The following is a 13194-nucleotide window of genomic DNA, read 5'->3' as shown; positions in this document are numbered from 1 at the left end:
TTTGTGTTAGGACGGACTCGAGCGCCACGCAGAGTGGCGCTAATATCAGTTACAGTCCGCCCGCTGGTACCACTTTTTACGACCCTAACCAAATTGGTTAGGGTTTTTTTATGTCTGAAATTTGTGTTAGGACGGACTCGAGCGCCACGCAGAGTGGCGCTAATATCAGTTACAGTCCGCCCGCTGGGTGAGAGTGAACCGAAACGAAGTTTCGCAGTTACTCGAAGTGAGTTCATGGATGAACGATGGATACTGCTTCAGGGATGAATTAAGTATTCGTAATAAAATTTGTGGGGCGGACTCGAGCGCCACTCAGGGTGGCGCTAGTATCAGTTACAGCCTATCTGCTGGTACTTAGTACGGGTTATATTTGTTTTTTCACCACCGGCGGCACCATGCATGTTGCCTTGAAGATTTAAATTTATAATAAGGTTTGCAGCACTTAAAAAGAGCTTGGCGTAAATGTGTTTTTAATAAAAACAAGCGAGCTCATCAAAATACACCGCCGTAAAAAACAAAAACCAGCAGTCAAGCTGGTTTTTGTAGGTTATGTGCGATTAGTTTTTTAAATCTATGGTGTATAGCGCAAAACCATTTTCGTCTGTTTTAAGTGGTGAGGTAGGCGCAACAGCAGGGAGTGTCTGCGCAATAGTAGCTACCTCATCAAGCGGTGAAGTTCTAAACACAACGTTTAGCTCTGTGCTGGTGGTCACGGTGCTAAAGCGCCAGTTATTATCGGCCGACGGGTCAATACTGCCCGTGCTACTTTTAGCGGCTTCGCTAATAATGTAACTACGCAGTACACCGCGGTTCTCATCTGGGCCTTCAAAGGTTTCACGGCTAGTGCCATCAATTGCAGGGAAGTTTCCGCCACCCGATGCACGATAGTTATTCGTTACAACTAAAAACTCGCCATTTAAATCTATCGCTTCACCTTGGTATTGCAAATTAGTAATGCGTGAATTGTTTTCACTTATTAATATACCATCGTTGTCGTAACGTTTTGGCTGTGTCACGTCAATTTCAAAAGTTACACCGTCAATAATATCAAAGTTAAACGTGGGAAATGAGGTATCGAGTAGGTTTTGCTCAGCGCTGCTGTTTACATCAATCTGGTTAAACTGGCCCGCAGAGCGTTCAAGCCACTCTTTAACATCGCTACCTGTTACTTTTACCATACGAATAGTGTTTGGAAACACATACAAGCTCACAGTATCAAGCAAGGTAATATCGCCTGCTTTTACATTGGTGTAATCTTCAATACCATTGCGGCCAGCTCTAAAAGGGGCTGCTGCCGAAAGTACCGGTAAGCCATCAAGCTCAGTGCCTTGAATAAACGCTTTACCCCACGCTATTTGTGCATCTGATACTATTTGAATTGAAGGGTCATCTTGCACCAAAGCAAAAAAGCTATAAATTGGGTTTGAAATTTTAGCAAACGGTTCGCTCACCCAATCAATTGTTGCTTGGTGTTCAAGCTCAATTGCGGCAGCTACATCGGTATCTACAGCAGCTAAATCAACAAAGTCGCCGTTTTCATCTGTACCACTAATGGCGCGGGTTTCTACTTTTGAGCTGGTTACTTCCCAGCCGCCTTCATCGTTTGGCTCAACAATTAAATCGATAATTCCTAAGTTATTGCCAAAAAAGCCAGGCATAACAGCGGGTACGCCATTAAGTTTACCGTTTACGTTATCAATACCCGCCGATTCATAGCCATCGTATGACGAATCCCCCGGAAACAAACGGTGGTTATGACCAAACAAAATGGCGTCTACGTCATCTACTTTAGACAGGTACAAGGCGGTGTTTTCAGCTAGATCTTCTTGGGCGCTGGCTGTTAACCCAGAGTGCGGAATGGCAATAATAATATCGGCGCCTTGTGCTTTCATTTGCGGAATGAACTTTTCAGCAGTAGTAACAATATCTTTTGCAATAACCTTGCCTTGTAAGTGTGCGCTATCCCATTGCATAATTTGCGGAGGGGTAAGGCCTAAGTAACCAATTTTAATTGTTTGTTCGTTGCCGTTTATATCAAGCACGGTTTTGTCTTGAATGTAATAGGGGGTGTAGCGGTTTTCATCGTTGCTGTCGTCATCATCACCATCATCAACGTATACATTGGCATTAATATACGGGAAGTCGGCACCACTTAATGTGGCATCTAAAAACTCTAAGCCAAAGTTAAATTCATGGTTTCCTAAGTTAGCTACATCGTAGTCAAGCAAATTCATTGCTTTAAAGGCCACGTGCGTTGCGCCATTTAAAATATCGTCTTTGCGTACAATCGCTTCGTAATCGCCAAGCGGGCTGTTTTGAATTAAATCGCCATTATCAACAAGTACACTGTTTTGCACTTCACTGCGCGCTTCTTTTATAAGGCTAGCGGTATTAACAAACCCTAAAGTTTCTGATGGGGCTTGTGCAAAGTAATCGTAGTTAGATAAATACATGTGTATGTCGGTTGTTTCCATCACGCGCAAAGTAACCGGTGCAGGCTCTGGAGTTACAACAATAGGGTCGTTATTGTCGTCATCATTAATGTCGCAGCCACTCAATGCGAGTGCAATAGTCAGTGCCAATGTTGATTTTAAAACGTGCTTTTTAGCGATTCGATTTTTCATGGTCATTCCGTGTAATTTAAAAAGCGTACAGTAAAAAAGGTTTGTTAAGTTATGATGAATTAAAATGTGAATCCACATTTACATTTTTAGATGGTGCTATTACAGTAAACAGTGTTTTAGTATTACTTTCAAATTTGCACGCCTTAGCACTCGTAGTCAAAAAGTAAATTTAAAAATGCTGTAGGCTATAACTCAACAGCACCTTTCGATAACACTAAATCGGTTGTTGGGTTTTATACCAATCCGAAATAATACTTAATCATTTTGAGGGGCTAAACGTGTCGCTATCTGCGTTAAAAAATTCTCATTTAGGACAACTAAATAGCAAATTTTTTGTCTTGCTATCAACACGTTTATCCATCCTCAAAATAGGTCACTTAATTATGCGGATTGACATTATAAAATAACAAAGGAAAACAGGATGAAAAAATCATTACTCTCAGTGGCATTAGGTTTTGCTGCACTTGGTGCGTTTAACGCACAGGCGAACCTTGATCAGCACGTTAAAAATGTAGAGCAGCAGGTAATTGAGTGGCGACGCGACTTTCATCAAAACCCTGAGCTTGGTAATCGCGAAACGCGTACCGCAGGCATTGTGGCTAAACACTTAAAGTCGTTAGGTATGCAAGTACAAACCGATATTGCTTACACAGGGGTTGTGGGTATTTTAAAAGGCGCAAAACCTGGCCCTACAGTCATGCTACGCGCCGATATGGATGCACTACCGGTAACAGAAAAAACAGATGTGCCATTTAAATCAACCAAAACCACAACTTACCGTGGCGTTGATGTAGGCATAATGCACGCCTGTGGCCACGACACACACGTAGCTATGCTAATGGGCGCAGCACAAGTATTAGCAAACATGAAAGATGAGCTGCATGGCAACATTATGTTTGTGTTTCAGCCTGCTGAAGAGGGCGCACCTTTAGGCGAGGAAGGCGGTGCAGAGTTAATGCTTAAAGAAGGTATATTTAAAAAATATAAACCTGACGTAGCCTTTGGCCTGCATATTACATCGAGCCTACATACGGGTAAAATTGGTTATCGAAGTGGGCCGTTTATGGCCAGTGCCGACCGCTTTGAAATAACCGTACATGGTCGCCAAGCACATGGCTCTGCACCTTGGACAGGCGTTGACCCTATTGCTGCCGCTGCGCAAATTGTAACGGGCGTTAACCATATTGTGAGCCGCCAAGTAAATATAACCAAAGAGCCTGCTATTGTGTCGTTTGGTAAAATAGCGGGTGGTGTGCGTAATAATATTATTCCTGAAGAAGTTGAAATGGTTGGCACTATTCGTAATTTTGATATGGATAATCGCGCACAAATATTTGAAAATATTAAAACAACCGCTACACATATTGCTAAATCGTCGGGGGCTACGGCCGATGTGCATATTCACGAAGGTTACCCGGTAACGGTTAATAACCCTGAGCTTACTGCGCAAATGTTACCTAGCCTAGAAAAAGCAGCCGGTAAACAAAACGTGCAAGAAATGGGTAAAATAACCGGCGCAGAAGACTTTTCGTTTTATGCCCTAGAAATACCCAGTGTATTTGTGTTTTTAGGTGGTACGCCTGACAATCAAGACTTAAAAACGGTAGCAAGTAATCACTCACCTTATTTTTATGCCGATGAATCGTCGTTTAAAGTGGGTACCAAAGCGCTTAGCCAATTAGCGGTAGATTATTTAAATAGCCAAAAATAACGACATAACTACCCAGCGAGTAAAGTAATTGCTGGCTGGGTTTTGCTGTTTATATATACAAGCTGCACAGTGCGTGCGCTTACAACTCAATATGTTTGAATGTATGTCTGAACCCCCTTTTTTGGCGCCTAAGCAACAACGCAGCCAGCAAACCCAAGAAAAACTAGTAAAAGCGCTGCATCACAGTTTAAAAAGTAAGTTTTTTGAACACATAAGTATAAAAGAGCTGGCCGATTACGCCGAGGTATCGGTAGGTACGTTTTACCGTCGCTTTAAAAATAAAGAGTCGCTACTGCCTATGTTGTATCAAGACTTTGGCATTGAATTAGATAACTGGGTAAGTGAGCTTGAGGCGCAGCACTATAAAAGCCTAGACGATGTGGTTAACACTTTATGCCATAAAACCTATGTGTTTTTATTATCACAGCAGGGGGTATTTAGAACCCTGCATTTAAAATCGCGTTTACACAGTGAGTTACTAGGCACTGATAAACACATAAACAGACGAGTAATTTATCAGCGTTTAGCGCAACTAATTAGCCAAACAGATACTAAAGTAAGCGAAGCGGCTGCAGGTACTGCCGTGTTTTTAATTATTAGCTCACTGCTTGAAAAAGTGCTTTATCACGATTTAACGCCTGCGATTGCTTGCCCTTTAAGTGCAGCGCAATACGCGCAAGAACTACCTAAAATTGTGTTAGCTTATTTAGGTTAAACACCTTTAAACATACTCAGGAGAGTAAAATGAAAATTACTGGAAGCTGCTATTGTGGTGAAATTAAATACCAAGCTCAGTCGCAAAACAATAATATACTTGTGTGCCATTGCAGTGACTGCCAGCGTATGTCGAGCGGGCCATTTAGGGCGGTCATTATGGCTGAGCCTAACTCGGTGGTATTTACCAAAGGCGAGCCAAAAGAGTACGTTAAAACCGCACAAAGTGGTAATAAACGTGCACAAGGTTTTTGTGGTACGTGTGGCACTACACTTTACGCAACCAACGAAGCAAAAGCCGATAGGGTGTACGGGTTGCGCATAGGGGCCGTTGATCAGCGTGATGAATTTACCCCAGCTGCGCAAATTTGGTCACAATCAACGCTTACATGGCTAAATGATTTACACCAAGTGCCTTCTTTTGCAACTACGCCTAACTAAACTGGTAAGTTACTTATGAAAACACTGATAAAAGCAGCTTTCATAGCAAGGTATTACTTAGCGGTTTTGCGCAGGCAAAACCCAATAATATTGAGTTTTTAAATACAAGCAAAGCGAATCCTAACTTACCATTTTCGCAAATAGTCAAAGCCGGCAATACGTTTTATATGTCGGGTCAAATAGGGATTAACCCTGCAACCTGTAAATTAGCTGCGAGTGGTTTTGAGGCTGAAGCTAGGCAAACTCTTGAAAACATTAAGCGCACTTTAGAGCAGCATAACTACAGTATGAGCAATATTGTAAAGTGCACGGTTATGCTTACCGATATAAACGACTTTAAAGCGTTTAACGCTATTTATACGCAATATTTTAGTGCGCCGTACCCAGCGCGTAGTGCATTTGCAGTAAAAGCGTTAGCCCTTGGCTCGTTAGTCGAAGTTGAATGTATTGGAGCTGTATAATCCTAATATTTAACTACTCTAAAGAGTTAAATAGTGTACTAACAGCGTTATAAATTTATTTGAAATTTTTTTAACCAAATGACTGTCTATTTATAAGACAGTCATTTGGAGAAAAATATGTGCAGCTCACTAAAATCTAGTCGGGCAGTTAAACACACAGCCATTGAATTTAATGACGAGCTAACTCAAGAGCAACGTTTGCGTTTTGCTGCAAAAGCTAATTTAGCGCAGCTGCGCCGTGAGCAGCGTATAGCCGCTAATAAGCGATTTGAGCAAGAGCATTGCCCTGTAAAAAAGCCGGCAACAGGCTTATTTTTATGGCTACAAAAGCTAATAAGTTAACTATTATTGAGCGTAATGTTTTTGCCGCTAAACCATCCGCATGTAGCACATAACACACCTGCACCCGCGCATAACCAAAGCGGCGCACTCCAGCTGCCTGTACTTGTATGCAATGCCCCCGCTACCATAGGGCCAACAGCCGCTAACAAATAACCAATACTTTGTGACATACCCGATAGCGACGCGGCTTGCGTAGAGTCATCAGTGCGTAGGCTAATAAACGACAGCCCTAAAATAAAACATGCCCCTGAGCTAAAGCCAAGTAGTAGCGTCCACACTAATGCAAAACTTGGCATATAAAGTAACCCCAGCGCACAGCACGCACTTAATGATGCGAGTATAAAGCTAAGCGCACTTTGATCTTTTAACTTTCCTAGCAAAGGTATAAGTACAAGCCCTGGTATGGCGGTCGCAATTTGAAAAGCCCCATGATACGCGCCTGCTTGCGTAGCGCTTAGGCCTATTTCGGTGAGTATGCTGGGCAGCCAAGTAATAATGATATAATTTAAAAATGAATTTAAACCCAGCACTAAAGTAACTTGCCAGGCAAGCAAGTAGCGCCATACGCTTTTATTTAGTGTTGAGGTATGCGCTGATTGTGCCGGTTTTGTGTGTTTATTTAATTGCGCCATCCATATAACTAACGTGGTAAGTGTAATAAGAGCACTTGCCCCTAAGGCAAGCTGCCAACCTAACCCTTGATATTGACTAAGCGGGTAAACTAGTGCCGAAAAACCACCCGATGCAACGCCCATGGTGAGTACATAAGCAGAGGTCATAACGGCTACTTTTGCTGCAAAATCCCGCTTTATTAGACTAGGTAATAGTACATTGGCAATGGCAATTCCAGCGCCTATAGTCGCAGTGCCTATAAATAGCATGCTAGATGCATCAAGCATGCGACCTAAAATACCCAGTAATATTAAAAACACAGCAAAAAATAGTGTGCGCTCAAGCCCTTGGCGCTTAGCCAGGCTTGCCGCCATAGGCGATATAATGGCAAAGGCAATTAGCGGTAACGTGGTAATAAACCCCGCTTGCGAAGCGGTTAAATTAAAATGCGCAATTATTTGTTCAAGCACAGGCGCAATGCCTGTAAAAGGCGCACGTAAATTGGCAGCAATAAGTAAAATACCTATTACTAGCAATACGCTTGAAAAGCGCGACATACCAGCATTACTGTGAGGTGTATGAGTCATTATTACAAAATTAGTTGGTAAATTATTGGCGCTAGTATAAACAAATAAGCCCTATTATAATTTAGCTATACTGACATTAAATAACTAAAAACCGACAAAATATGTTTGAGCCTAAAGGGTGGGGATACCTACAAAACTACGAGCACATGGCACAGCCTATAATTGCCAAAGTAGATACCGCACAAGGCAGTAAAGAATACCCGTTACACACTCACCCTAAGGGGCAGCTAATTTTAGCGCTTGATGGTTATGTTACCTGCGAAGCGGCTAACAAAATGTGGATGGTGCCAACGCACAGTGCTATTTGGGTACCTGCAAATACCTTACACAGCAATCGCGCATCTGATAACGCTAAATTATGTTTTGTATTTATTGATGCCAATATGCACGGCATGCCAAAGCATACCTGTACATTAGCCATAACGGGGCTGGTGAAAAGTTTAATGCTAAAACTCGCCAGCGAGCACCAAGCCTATAATGAAGGCTCTAAAACAGCGCGTTTAGCTCAGGTACTATTTGATTTATTAATTGAAATGCCCGCCCAGCCGCTCGACTTTGTGTTATCTAAGCACGCGGTTATTCAAGCAATGGGGCAGCAGTTACTCGCACAGCCAAATAATCGCAAAACCCTTGCGCAATGGGCACACGATTTTGCTTTAACCGAACGTACCTTGGCACGACTCATAAAAAAGCAAACCGGCATGACCTTTGGTAAGTGGCGAATGCAATTACATATAATTACCGCGCTGCAGGCATTGTCAGATGGGCAAAGTGTACAGCAAGTGTCGGCATTATTGGGGTACGAATCGGTGAGTGCGTTTATTACTATGTTTAAAAAAGTGATGGGAAAATCGCCCACTAAATACATGGGCGATTTAAATTAACGCATTACCACGTGTACGTAGCTGAAAGCATAGCGTTACGCGGTTTACCAGGAAAGTACCTATCGCCAGTAAAGCTGGTGTAATCAGCACGCTCTGCGTAAGCTTCGTCGCTCAGGTTAATGATACGGGCAAGCACTTCTAGGTTATTGGTTACTTGCCATTTAGCACGCAAGCTTAAAATATCATGGCCCTCGTAGCTATGTAGGTTTTCTGGGTCGGTATAGTAACTACTTACGCTATGCCATTGCAGCGCAAGCGCTAGGTTATTAAAAGCTTGCCACGTTAAATCAAGGTTAGCCACATTGCGCGGCGCGGTGTCTACGTTGTTACCGTTTATATTTAGCCCATTAATTAACTGATTATTAGTATACGTATGCTTTGCATGTGTGCCTGCAAATTGTAAGTTAAGTGTTTTGCTTAATGCATAATCGAGCTCAAGCTCAACACCTCTGTGGCGTGAACTGCCATCATTAACGTTAAAAAAGTCGCTATCGCGATAAATAGTATTGTGTTTGCTCATAGCATACATAGCCAATGCGTAACTTACATTGCTGTAATATCCTTTTAAGCCAAGCTCGGCATTATTGGCTATTTCGGGGTTTAAATCGGCGGTGGTTTGCTCGCGTTGTAATTGGTAAAGCTCTGCCGCTTGCGGCGCTCGGTAGCCACGCGAAAAGTTAGCGTATACAGTAGTGTTGTTATTAACCTTATAACTTACACCAAGCTTAGGTGAAGTATTGCTAAAGCTATTTTTACCACTGGCTGGGCGGCTATAACGGCAACCGCCAAAACCACATTCTGTGCCGTCTTCTGTTGTGCGCCCTGTGAGCATATTATTAGTGTAATCATATTGCATGTGCTCATACCTTAGACCGGCACTAATAAACCAGTTATTTAATTGCCACTCAACTGATGCAAACGGTGCATACAGGGTTGCGTTTACATCGTAATCGTAGTGTTTACCTTGCGGTACTGTGGCTACTAAAAATGCTGAGCCTTGAGTTGGTTCGTTTTGGCTTTGGGTAAAATCGCTGCGAGTGTATTCGCCATCAAGCCCTAGGTTTATTTTTACATTACTTTGCAAGTTATGTTGATAGAGCGATTGCACACCTATGCCTGTTTGACTATTGGTTTCAAGCGGGGTGCCAGGTAAAAAATGCTTAAAAAAGTCCATGCTTTGGTCGCGCACATAAGGCGTGATAGAAAGCACATTGCCGTTTTTTAATTGCCACTGGGCGTTGCTCCACGCTCGAAATGAGCGGGCTTTTCTAAAGGCGTCGGGGTCAAAGTTTTGCTGTGCTATGTCTTCGTTTTTATAGTTTTCAAAACCAGTGATAAAGCCCGCAGTTTGCTGATCTAAATTTGTGTATGTAAGGCCTGAGGTCAGTAGCAGGTTATCGTTTTCAAAGCGGTGGCGAATATTTATTTTTTGCTGTTTAACGCTTTCATCATCACGGTAACCTGTATCGTCGGTAACACTTGCGTTAATGCCAATCCCACTGTTGCCGTAATCTTGCCCAGCGCGAAGCTTATAACGGGCGTACCCGTATGAGCCATAATCAACGCCAACTAATCCACCGCCTTGGGTGGTGTCGGGCGTTATTACGTTAATAACACCGTGTACCGCGTTTGAGCCATAAAGTGCAGAGCCTGGCCCTTTTAATACTTCAATACGCTGCGCCATTTCACTATGCGCTTCAAATAGCTCGTTAATATTACAAAAGCCTGCAGCGCGTAGTGGAATGCCATCTTCAAGGGTGAGTATACCGCCACAGGCTGCCGCGCCAGAAAGCACCGGCGAGCGAAGAGCTGGTAAATATTCTTGCCCGTTGCCGCGCTGCACGTTAGCACCGGCAATACGTTGTAACGACTCTTCAACATGAGTTGGCGCAATAGTGTTTAATTGTGCCTCCGATAGGGTGCTAATTGTCAGTGGAAGTGGTGTGGCAATGACTTCTGTACGTGATGCGGTGGTGGTTATGGTTTCTATTGCATCATCGTTTTTATTATCAGCAATTGCAACATGGCTTAGTGGCAATAACAGCGGCAAAATATAAGGTTTCATACATTCCTTTAAGGTGAGTAACGCTTTATTAACGCCATGGTAAGGTGTTTTAAACTGTTTTTAAACTGCTTGCGTTAAAGTGCGCGTATTCTATAAATCTTATACGTTACAGATAATACAAAACACGCCAGTGCAGGCACCACTAAAGCGAGTATTGAGTAATTGCCTACCTTATTAATGCACACCGAATTGCGCTTTATAGCGTTTTATTTGCTCATCAACGAGTGTGGTGTCGACCACACCCTGCTTAAAAGCAATATAAACAGGTAGGGCGTAGCCCTCAAGCTGCTTAGCATATATGTTTTTATAGCCTTTTGAGTACCATAAACCGGCTTGATAATTAGTAATTGCGTATTCAACACGTTGTTTATCAAGTAAATCAAATGTGGCTTTTGTTGAGAGTGAGCGCATCAAATTACTATCATCAATATTATAGTGCGCAGCAATAATATTAGGTAAAGCAACGCCTCTTAGCATAGCAATGCGTGAACTTGATAAGTCATTATTAAGGTTTGCTTTTTCTGTGCTAAATAAACCAAATTGGGTGGTGTGCAGAGGCTCAGTGGTAAAGTCTAAATATTGAGTACGTTCGGTATTATTAGCCAACGCAAAGTAACAGTCGTAATAACCTAACTTTATCTCTTTTTTAATGCGTGCCCAGGGAACATGTACCACCTCAATGGTGACTGCCAAATTACGCTCTATAAAGGCTAAATAGTCTATATCTATGCCTGTAAAGGTACGTGTTTTATCGTCATAAATTGTAAAAGGCGGGTAATGGGTAGTGGCACAGCGCAGCGTTTTATTAGGCGCTGCTAATAGTAGCGAAGAAAAACTAAAAGCTAAAAGCAGCAGTAACGTGCGCATAAGTTAAATCCAATTTTTTACTATGTTAGTGTGTTTATTATACAGTGATATTCGGTTTTTAGGTGATGATCTATGTATTTTTTCTGCTCGTATAAGCTTACATTTTTAAGAGATAACCATGTTTAATGCCGAGCAGCAGTCGCGAATTATAGAAATGGCGTGGGAAGACAGAACGCCCTATGAGGCTATAGAGCAGCTATACGGGCTCAATTACCCGCAGTTGGTATCATTTATGCGGCAGCATATTTCAAAGGGCAGTTTTAAAGTGTGGCGCAAACGCCACGCGGGGCGTAAAACCAAGCACCTAAAACTGCGAGACCCAGCCATAATGCGCAGCCATTGCAAAACACAGTATAAGCCGCGTTAAACCCGTTAATGTGGTTTCATACAATGTTCAGCCGTGTTTGATAATCTTTAATTATTAACATTATTAGAGATTATTTATGAAAGCGTTTTTATATACGGTTTTTTTAGCGGCTGCCTTGGTTAGCGTTAATGCCCAGGCAAAGCCCGACAAAAACAATCACGGCCATAAAAATGGTCACCATAAACATCAGCAGCACAACTATAAAAGCAGTAAGAAACTATCTAAAAAGCAGCAAAAAAGTTACGGCGTGCTGGGTGGACGCCACCAGGATTAAGTAAGCGTTACCACAAAGGCGATTACCTAGATCGCAATGTATACAAACAAGGGCGCGTTATTGAACGCTCAAGAGATAATGGTACAGTAAGTATACAAATTGACCGTACAATTATTCATATGGTGCACGATACCCGAGAAATACTTTCAATTTTAACGCGTTAAGTACACTTTATAAGGATATTAAAATGCTCATTGCACTGGCTATAATCATTGGCTTTTTTTTATTAGTGACCTTGTTACCTATGTCGTACAGCCAGCACTACTTAGTGCGCAGCTGCGACTTTGTTCGACTACAGGTATTTTATATAGCCAGCGCTGTTGCAATTATATCGTTTTATTTACTGTGGCAAAGCGGCCATAGCGGGTATTTGTATACTGCTTTAACCGCATTACTGACCATGGCATTACAAGGTAAGTGGATATTTCCTTACACTTGGCTTGCTAAAAATGAAGTTAAAACGGCCTCAGTGAGCGAAGATCACAGTGTCAGAATCATGTCGGCTAATGTGCTTATGTCAAACCACAATAGTGAGCAACTCATCTCACTGGTTGATAAACACCAGCCCGATTTACTCATTACCCTTGAAAGCGATAGCTGGTGGGAAAACAAGTTATCGGTACTTAAAAAGCATTACCCATACTTCATAGAGTGCCCAAAAGACAATCGCTATGGCATGCACTTATACAGTAAATTTAAAATCCTTGATGCGCAAATATGCGAGCTCATTGAAGATGATATTCCTTCAATTCACATCCTGTTCGAAAACAATGAAGGCTTGCAAATGCAAGGGCACTTTATTCACCCTGCGCCACCAAGCCCCACTGAAGAAGACTCATCGCGCCCACGCGACTCAGAGCTAATAATGGTCGCTAAAGCACTTAAAAACCCAACACGCCCAACCATTGTTGCCGGTGATTTAAACGATGTAGCATGGTCGCGCAGCACCCGTTTATTTATGCAAATAAGTGGTTTTTTAGACCCACGTAAAGGCCGTGGCTTTTATAACACCTTTCACGCAAGTTACTTTTTTATGCGCTGGCCGCTCGATCATTTATTTCACAGCCAAGGCTTTAAAGTAAAGCGTATTAAGCGCCTTGCAAAATACGGCTCAGACCATTTTGCACTACTCACCGAGCTGGTGTTTGAAAACGCCAAGCAGCATTCATTAGAAGATAAACCAAAAGAGCTTAAGCAAGAAGAAATACAAGAGCTGGCTATGAGCAAAGCCGATAAACGAAAGGT

12 protein-coding genes and 1 pseudogene are annotated in these 13194 nt (G+C 42.4%); 9 read left to right on the top strand and 4 right to left on the bottom strand.

From position 1 onward, the window contains the following. Positions 1-557: 557 nt before the first annotated feature. Positions 558-2624: a bifunctional 2',3'-cyclic-nucleotide 2'-phosphodiesterase/3'-nucleotidase gene (locus AABI99_RS16015; protein WP_338367087.1), complete on the bottom strand. Its 2067-nt coding sequence runs from the start codon at positions 2622-2624 to the stop codon at positions 558-560. A gap of 421 nt (positions 2625-3045) precedes the next feature. On the opposite strand from AABI99_RS16015, the gene AABI99_RS16010 reads away from it, so the two are divergent. From AABI99_RS16010 to AABI99_RS15990, 5 genes are all read left to right on the top strand, one after another. After that, positions 3046-4335 carry a M20 family metallopeptidase gene (locus AABI99_RS16010; RefSeq protein WP_338367086.1) on the top strand — a complete coding sequence of 430 codons (1290 nt, stop codon included), beginning with the start codon at positions 3046-3048 and terminating at the stop codon, positions 4333-4335. A gap of 103 nt (positions 4336-4438) precedes the next feature. After that, a complete protein-coding gene (locus AABI99_RS16005; RefSeq protein WP_338367085.1) occupies positions 4439-5050 on the top strand; it encodes a TetR/AcrR family transcriptional regulator in 612 nt (203 codons plus the stop codon). Positions 5051-5079: 29 nt separating this feature from the next. Continuing rightward, a complete protein-coding gene (locus tag AABI99_RS16000) occupies positions 5080-5490 on the top strand; it encodes a GFA family protein (RefSeq protein WP_338367084.1) in 411 nt (136 codons plus the stop codon). Positions 5491-5579: 89 nt separating this feature from the next. Next, positions 5580-5951, top strand: coding sequence for a Rid family detoxifying hydrolase (locus AABI99_RS15995; RefSeq protein WP_338367088.1), 372 nt, complete (start codon positions 5580-5582; stop codon positions 5949-5951). Between the two features lie 117 nt (positions 5952-6068). Next, on the top strand, positions 6069-6293 hold the full coding sequence (locus tag AABI99_RS15990; protein WP_338367083.1) for a hypothetical protein: 225 nt from the start codon (positions 6069-6071) through the stop codon (positions 6291-6293). Here AABI99_RS15990 and AABI99_RS15985 read toward each other — a convergent pair. Continuing rightward, the gene (locus tag AABI99_RS15985) at positions 6290-7492 is read right to left on the bottom strand and encodes an MFS transporter (RefSeq protein ID WP_338367082.1); all 1203 of its coding nucleotides are present in this window, start codon (positions 7490-7492) and stop codon (positions 6290-6292) included. The two genes, AABI99_RS15990 and AABI99_RS15985, sit on opposite strands and share 4 nt — an antisense overlap. Before the next feature lie 101 nt (positions 7493-7593). Between AABI99_RS15985 and AABI99_RS15980 the strand changes: the two genes are divergently transcribed. Next, positions 7594-8376 carry a helix-turn-helix transcriptional regulator gene (locus tag AABI99_RS15980; protein ID WP_338367081.1) on the top strand — a complete coding sequence of 261 codons (783 nt, stop codon included), beginning with the start codon at positions 7594-7596 and terminating at the stop codon, positions 8374-8376. A 4-nt stretch (positions 8377-8380) separates the two neighbouring features. Here AABI99_RS15980 and AABI99_RS15975 read toward each other — a convergent pair whose 3' ends face one another. Then, positions 8381-10441 carry a TonB-dependent receptor gene (locus tag AABI99_RS15975; RefSeq protein ID WP_338367080.1) on the bottom strand — a complete coding sequence of 687 codons (2061 nt, stop codon included), beginning with the start codon at positions 10439-10441 and terminating at the stop codon, positions 8381-8383. Between the two features lie 174 nt (positions 10442-10615). Further along, on the bottom strand, positions 10616-11308 hold the full coding sequence (locus tag AABI99_RS15970) for a transporter substrate-binding domain-containing protein (protein WP_338367079.1): 693 nt from the start codon (positions 11306-11308) through the stop codon (positions 10616-10618). Positions 11309-11426: 118 nt separating this feature from the next. On the opposite strand from AABI99_RS15970, the gene AABI99_RS15965 reads away from it, so the two are divergent. The 3 genes and pseudogenes from AABI99_RS15965 to AABI99_RS15955 all read left to right on the top strand — a co-directional run. After that, positions 11427-11675 (top strand): TIGR03643 family protein, encoded by a 249-nt coding sequence (locus tag AABI99_RS15965; RefSeq protein ID WP_338367078.1) that lies wholly within the window; start codon positions 11427-11429, stop codon positions 11673-11675. Between the two features lie 76 nt (positions 11676-11751). Next, positions 11752-12113, top strand: a pseudogene (locus AABI99_RS15960) (hypothetical protein). 23 nt (positions 12114-12136) lie between these two features. Beyond that, on the top strand, positions 12137-13194 hold a 1058-nt coding region (locus AABI99_RS15955), incomplete at its 3' end, for an endonuclease/exonuclease/phosphatase family protein (RefSeq protein WP_338367077.1).

The organism is uncultured Pseudoalteromonas sp. (assembly GCF_963922945.1).
In the GTDB taxonomy this organism is placed as follows: domain Bacteria; phylum Pseudomonadota; class Gammaproteobacteria; order Enterobacterales; family Alteromonadaceae; genus Pseudoalteromonas.
This window is presented reverse-complemented; position numbering and strand designations above follow the sequence as displayed.